The sequence below is a fragment of the Campylobacter sp. RM5063 genome, assembly GCF_024723655.1.
Classification (GTDB): domain Bacteria; phylum Campylobacterota; class Campylobacteria; order Campylobacterales; family Campylobacteraceae; genus Campylobacter_D; species Campylobacter_D lari_D.
The window spans coordinates 1-5,520 of the sequence record NZ_JANQDA010000034.1 but is presented as its reverse complement, the minus strand read 5'-3'; the positions used below and the strand labels follow the sequence as shown (position 1 = coordinate 5,520).

Sequence of the window (5,520 nt, the reverse complement as noted above, 5' to 3'; positions counted from 1 at the left end):
CCCAACACCTGCATTTAGGCTAAATTGCTCGTTAATATCTACATTTCCACCTATGATGATTTGTCCATAAGTTTTTTTCTTATCATCACTTTTTACGCTAGGTAGTGCTACTCCATTTAAACTCGCTACATAATCATCTCCATTATTCATTACATATTGTTCTATTTTTGGAGTGATAAATAAATATGATGTTTCGCTCATATATTTTCTAAATTCAGCACCAAGTTCTAAAGAAATAGAATTATTACTAGCGCTATTGACATCTTTTCCTGCAATTCCGTTTTCTTTATAGCTTGGGGTATGTGCATAGTAGTAGTTTGCTCCGGCAAAAGGTTTGATAAATAAGGTATTATTACTAAAATCAAAAATATATCCCATGTTAGCACTCAAACCAAGGAATTTTCTATTAAAGTCAGCACTATTTGTAGTGTTAAATCCTCTATTTACAATATCTTGATCTGTTGGAGAAATTTGAGCATAAGCCTTAACATTAACTTCTACCTTTGGACTTATATGGATATTAGAATAAGCACCAAATTGGAAATTATCTGATTTTTGGGTTAAAAGATTATCTTTTATTTCAGCGTTTGCATAAGTAAAATAAGTACCAATAATAACATCATCATTGACTTTTCTATCCATACCTATAGTGGCTCCATATAAAGCACCACTATCTCCATCTATGATGTTTGCACCGCCTATTACATTACCCCAAATGCTGTTATTATAATTATCAACATAATTTCCTCTATAATCATTAGTAGCAAATCTTATTTGAGATAATTTTGTAGCGTAATTTCCATAAGGATTATTTAACATAGCTACACGAGAACCTATGGATACATCATTTGATACATTGATAGTCGAGTTTATACCTGATGAGGCTTGATTTACATTTGAGATAGATTTAGCTGAATCTTTTATATCATTTGCTACTTGTTCCCCGGCTTTATCAAATTTAATACTACCTATTGCATTTAAATCTCCACCAATTTTAAGTCCATCTAAAATTTTAGAAACAAAGTCTTTGTTAGAAGCTGAAACACTAGAATCGTTTTTAATATAATCATCATTAGAGATTTCTCCACTTCCAGTATTGCTATTGCTTGCTATAATTTCATTAATATTTTGTATTTTATTTTTAATTTCATTAAGTGTGTTATAAATATTTTCACATTTTTTTATATCATTATTACATTTATCACTTTCTAATTCTTCTTTTAGTCTTTCTTTGAAATAAGATAAATATTCTTTTTCAGATTCTAAAATCATTTTGTTATTGTTTATATTATCATTGGCTCCTCCATTTACTAAAAGATGTTTTCCATCATTTGAAATAGAAAGGTTGTAATTAACAAATTTACTTAAATCTAATATATGCACAAGTGTTTCATCTATTTCAAGTTTTTCTTTATTTTCTAAAACACTATAAATATCTTTACCAAGGCTAGCTGTTATTTGATTTTCTATGATGTTTTTATTGAAGTTGTCTGCTTGTATAAAGGTAAAGTTATCTAATTTTAGATTGCTAAAGCTAGATGTTCCCACAGAAAAAATAGAATTTGTGATATTAACATTGCCATTAACCTTTATAGCTACTTGATTTCTATTATCACTTTGATAAACAAAACCAGTCTTATCTGCATTTAGATCTCCATTTATACTTAAGGAGCCACTTGTTCCAGCTATACCATTTCCTATTAAAATAGTAGAACCTCGTCTATCATCATGAGCACCAGCTATATTTTTTATATCAACATCTTTACTTCCCTGTAAATAGATATTTCCATTGATAACAGATTCTTTATGTAATGCTTGAAAAATAATATCATTTGCATAAATATTTTTTGCACTAATATTGAAATTTCCTATATAAGCAGCTTTATCTTCATCTGTAGAAGTGTTAGAATGCATATCTATGTTGTTGATTGTAAGATCGTTATTTCCCAAGTCAATTTTAACACCAGCTTTATCATATAATTGAGAGTTTTTTTCTAATAATTCATTTGGAATATCCCATATTTTAATATTTAATGTTAAATCATTATTGGTGTATTCATTTTTTAATGTAAAATTTCCATTGGTTTCTTCATTAAAATAATTCTTAGCATTATTTTGATCAAAACCTGTATATTGTATGTCAATATTTTGAGCTAAAGCAGCACCGCTTAATAAAGCACTAATGCTAACTCCCATTAAAACTTTACTTGTGTAATAAGAAAGTTTCATTTGATTACTCCTTGTAAATTTAAATTGAAAAAAGCATTATACCCCCCCCCATAAATTTAAGTTTAAAGTAAATGAAAAAAATATAAATATTAGATTATTGCAAAGTAAGAAAGTTTTTAAGTAGCTTTTTGCCGTTTTGACTTAGTATGGCTTCAGGGTGGAATTGAACTCCATAAATATCGTATTTTTTATGTTTTAAAGCCATGATGATATTATCTTCACTATGGGCTAAAATTTCACATTTTTCACCTATATGATTAACATAAAGAGAGTGATATAAACAAATTTTAAAATTTTGTTTAAGATTTTTAAAAAGTGGGTTTGGTTTAAATTTTATAGTTTTTACCTTACCATGAGTTGGGTTTGGAAGTTTAGAAATTTTACCACCAAAAACATGTGCTATACATTGGTGTCCTAGACAAATTCCAAGAATTTTTTTATCTTTTTTAAAATATTTTATAGCTTTTAAACTTAACTTTGATTCTTTTGGAGAATTTGGTCCAGGGGAGATTAGAAGATGGGTAAAATCATATTTTTTAAGCTTTTTTGGATTTTTAAATTTATCGTTTTTAATAATTTTATAAGCAATGTTTAATTCTTTTAAATAAAAGGCTATGGTGTAGGTAAAAGAATCATAATTATCTATAATCAAAACTTTCACAAAAATACCTTTTTTAAGCCTCTTAAAGAATTAATAGCATAAATTTCTTTAGCATTTAAAAGCTCATCTTTAGTGATATCTTTTTCTTTGATGAGCTTGTGTTTTAAGAGTGTTTGTCTATAAATACCATTTAGGCAGTTTTTAGCATAAGGGGTAAAATACTCATCATTTAAATTTATAATAATGTTACTTCTTGAACCCTCACAAAGTATGCCTTTTTCATCAAAAAAAACTATGTCATAGCAAATATTTTCTTTCCATAGATAAGAATTTGCTTCATATAAACTACGCAGAGAAGTTTTATGGTGTGTTAAAAGATTTACTTTTATGATGTCTTTACTTATGAGTAGTTTTTTGCTTGAATTTTCTTGTATATTGCTAAAATCAAACTCATAAAGGCCATTTTTAAAAAGTTTTAATTTAATAGCCTTTGAGCCTTTTTGAGTAAAATTACTTTTTGTAAAAAAATGATGATGATTGAAAACAAAATTGTTAAAATTTTGTAAAGATTTAAAATGGAATTTTTTATCTTTACTCTCTAGTATATTTTTAAAATCATGTTTTAATCTTTGAGTATCAAAGCCAAAAAAATTAGCTGAGTTTAAAATTCTTGTCAAATGTTCTTTGAAAAATAAAATAGAATGATTTTTATAATACATTGTTTCAAATAAATAAAAGTTAGGTTTTAAAATTTTACTTTTTAGTTTTAATTCTTCAAATTCATCTTGTTTTTGTGAGTCCCACACAAGTCCGCTTCCTACACCATATCTTAAAAAATCATCATTATTTTTTTTCTCTAAAGTGCGTATGGCTACGCTAAATTTTGCTTTATCTTTATGGATTAAGCCTATCGCTCCACAATAAATCCCGCGTTTTCTTTGCTCTAAATTTTCTATGAGTTTAATAGTTTCTATTTTGGGTGCACCTGTGATAGATCCACATGGAAAAAGGGCTTTGAAAATTTTAAAATAATCATTTTTTGGCTTTAATTTCCCACTTATTTTTGAAATGAGTTGGTGTAAGGTAGGGTAGGTTTTAACCTTAAAAAGTTCGCATTTTAAAGAATGTTTTTTGATGAGTTTTGAAATATCATTGCGTAATAAATCAACTATCATTACATTTTCACTAATAGTTTTTTCATCGCATTTTAAAAAGTTTTTTAGACTTTCATCTTCTTTTGGATTATTTGAGCGTTTGATTGTGCCTTTCATGGGTTTTGTGATGATTTTTTTATTTTTGATTTTAAAAAAAAGTTCAGGTGAAAATGAAGCCAATTCTAAAAATTCATTTTTCATATAAGCTTTATAGGGGGTATTTTGCTTAGGATAAAGGCTTAAAAAACTCTCATACACATTAAGATTTGATTGTAAATGTAGTTCTTGAGTAAGATTAACTTGATAACTTTGACCTTTAGCTATGGCTTCTTTGACTTTGTCAAAGTTTTCAAAATACTTTTCTTGGTTTAAATTGGATGAAAAACTTGGATAAAAGTCTAAATTTTTTTCTTCGTTTGTAAAGATTTTTTTTGATTTAAAAGCAAAAAAATATAAAAAAGGCTCTTTGCTTTTATAATTTTTATCTTCTAGATATTTATAGAATTCATATTGAATATAGCCTAAAAAATAATATTGATTTTTATATTTTTCTATGATTTTAAAAGCTTTTTTACTTTCTTTTTGAGTGTGAGCTTTAAGAGTGAAGACAAGATCATCATAAAGGTATTTTCCAAATATAGCAAATGCCATTTAAAATCTTTGATTTAGAAAAATACAAATAAAGCTAATAATACACATATTTTTGCTCTAAATTGCTAAGTTAAAAAGCTTTTGACGAGATTTTGTATAAGCAAATTCCATCCATCTACCAAAACAAAAATAAGCAATTTAAAAGGCATGGAAATCATAACAGGTGGTAACATCATCATACCCATAGCCATTAGCACTGAGCTTACTACCATATCAATAACTAAAAATGGCAAGAAAAGCAAAAAGCCTATTTCAAAAGCAGTTTTGAGTTCACTTATCATAAAAGCAGGCACTAAAACCGTTAAAGGAACATCATCTATGGTTTTTGGATTTTCTAAATTTCTGATCCTATAAAAAAGTGCTAAGTCTTTTTCTCTGGTATTTTTTAACATGAAATCTTTAAAAGGTTTAACGCCTTTAGCAAAGGCTTCTTCATAGCCTATTTGTTCAGCAATATAGGGTTTTATGCCTTCATTGTATGATTTTGTAGCAACAGGTTCCATAATAAAAAAAGTTAAAATCAAAGCTAGTGTCGCTAAGATAGTATTTGGAGGCATGGTTTGTGTGCCAAGAGCAGTTCTTAGAAAAGAAAAAACTACTATAAGTCTTAAAAATGAAGTCATTACAAAGATGATAGTTGGAGCAAGTGCTAGTATAGTTAAAACTATAATTATATTTAAAGTTGTTACGAGCTGTTGAGGGCTATTTGGGGCACTAAGGCTTAAATTTACAGTTGGTATAGTTGCTTCAGCGCCAAAAAGAGCTAGGCTTGATAAAAATAAAACTAGTAAAACCCTCAAAATATTTCCTTGGTTAAAATTAAAAGCATTATTTTAGCAATTTTACTCTTAAAAATGCAATTTATATGATTGAATTAATGGTTTA

At 27.3% G+C, this 5,520-nt stretch carries 4 protein-coding genes; all 4 read right to left on the bottom strand.

The window, feature by feature from the left end; all coding sequences use genetic code 11:
- The coding region (locus CAMP5063_RS08065; protein ID WP_337195144.1) for an autotransporter outer membrane beta-barrel domain-containing protein at positions 1-2,229 on the bottom strand (2,229 nt) is incomplete at its 3' end.
- 94 nt (positions 2,230-2,323) lie between these two features.
- Entirely contained in the window at positions 2,324-2,890 is a 567-nt protein-coding gene (locus CAMP5063_RS08060; RefSeq protein ID WP_263737219.1) for an anthranilate synthase component II, read from the bottom strand.
- Positions 2,887-4,635 carry a bifunctional anthranilate synthase component I family protein/class IV aminotransferase gene (locus CAMP5063_RS08055; protein ID WP_337195143.1) on the bottom strand — a complete coding sequence of 583 codons (1,749 nt, stop codon included), beginning with the start codon at positions 4,633-4,635 and terminating at the stop codon, positions 2,887-2,889. Before CAMP5063_RS08055 ends, CAMP5063_RS08060 begins: the two co-directional genes overlap by 4 nt.
- Positions 4,636-4,700: 65 nt before the next feature.
- Positions 4,701-5,435, bottom strand: a complete 735-nt coding sequence (gene fliP, locus CAMP5063_RS08050; RefSeq protein ID WP_133318758.1) for a flagellar type III secretion system pore protein FliP — start codon at positions 5,433-5,435, stop codon at positions 4,701-4,703.
- Between the last annotated feature and the right edge of the window lie 85 nt (positions 5,436-5,520).

Bases quoted from the DNA above. Each gene is read 5' to 3' on its own strand.
- CAMP5063_RS08055 (WP_337195143.1), bottom strand. From the start codon at position 4,635: ATGGCATTTGCTATATTTGGAAAATACCTTTATGATGATCTTGTCTTC.